We start from the raw sequence: 1,434 nt of genomic DNA on the forward strand, positions 1-1,434 counted from the left end.
GTTTGTACAACTGAGATGGCTGTAGCTGGAGTTGTTGAACTTACTGTTGCTGTTGCTGTTGATAACATAGGATCTGATGAACATGTTGTTAACGTATTAGTAGCAATGACACTGTAGGTTCCTACTGCATCAACTACTAATGTTGAACTAGTTGCACCCAAAATAGTATCTCCATTACTATCAAACCATTCAAAGTCATAGTCAACATCATTTAATCCTGTGTTTAATGTGTAGGTTTGGAATACTTGACCATCTGGAGTTATACAAATATTGCCATCTTTTAACACAGGTATAGGAGATGGATTTACATTTACTCGGTAATCTGTATATCCGCCTTGACAATCTCCTAAACTTGACCAAACTCGATAAATAACATAACCATCAGTTGCATCTATTGTGGTTAACACATCATTTATAGTTATTGGTGCTACTCCTGTTCCTGAAAGTGCTCCTGATACATTATCAAACGTTAATACATCCCACGTTAATTCGGTTCCTGCTATAAGTGGAGAAACATTAACTATTAAATCCGTATTTTCTCCACTACAAATTGTTTTAATTGGAGATAGAACTGGCAACCCTGGATTTGGATTTACAGTAATCAATTCACTCTGAAGTGTATTGCCTGGACATCCATTACGTACAGAACTTACTACAAAATAAATTGTTCCTGCAACTAACGGATTACTTGTTATAACTTGTAAATCTATAGCAGTAGCTGTGGAAGTTGATGTAATAGTACCCGAAGTTACACCTCCTAAAACCGTAACTCCATTTGTAATAGCTGTCCAAGTATAAGTTATTCCACTTATATTACCAACAATATCAACATGAACATTATTTGTAGAATTTGTTGAAGAACAAACAGAATTGTCAGCTACTGTAACACTTCTAATCTCAGGATTTGGATTTACAGTAATAGTAATTGGATTTGATGGTATTCCATCACATCCATTAGCTCTTGGAATAATTATTATCGTTATAGTTCCAACATTCTCTGAATCTGTTAATGTTGCTATTTGATTAATGTTAGTCTCATCACCACTAGTTACAAAAGTACTTGTGATATTAGATATCGTTGCGCTCCAACTATAAGTTGTGTTTGGTAAATTACTACTTAAAACAAAATCTAATGGGCTACCATCACAAATATTTGAACTAAATGCTATATTCGTTATACTAGGTGTACTAATATCTTGATTAACAAAAGAAGGAGATGATACTGAAGTACAAAATCCATTTCCTGAAGTTACCGTATAACTTGTTCCTAGTACCATACCTGAGATCAAACCTGATGCTCCTACTGTTGGACCTGCTGGCGTAAAGGTGTATGTATTAGAAGCGCTGTAATTTGATATGGTTGAACTTCCTGCTGCAGAACAACTAGCAGCTACTGAAGTGATAGTTGGTGTTACTGGCGTTGGTAATTGTGCA

The 1,434-nt window shown here is 35.2% G+C and carries 1 protein-coding gene; it reads right to left on the reverse strand.

Annotated elements, in window-relative coordinates:
• Positions 1–1,434 (reverse strand): PKD-like domain-containing protein (locus GFJ94_RS12565; protein ID WP_305069009.1); only part of this gene is annotated, 1,434 nt, incomplete at both ends.

The sequence above is a fragment of the Flavobacterium sp. LMO8 genome, from assembly GCF_009495755.1.
GTDB lineage: Bacteria > Bacteroidota > Bacteroidia > Flavobacteriales > Flavobacteriaceae > Flavobacterium.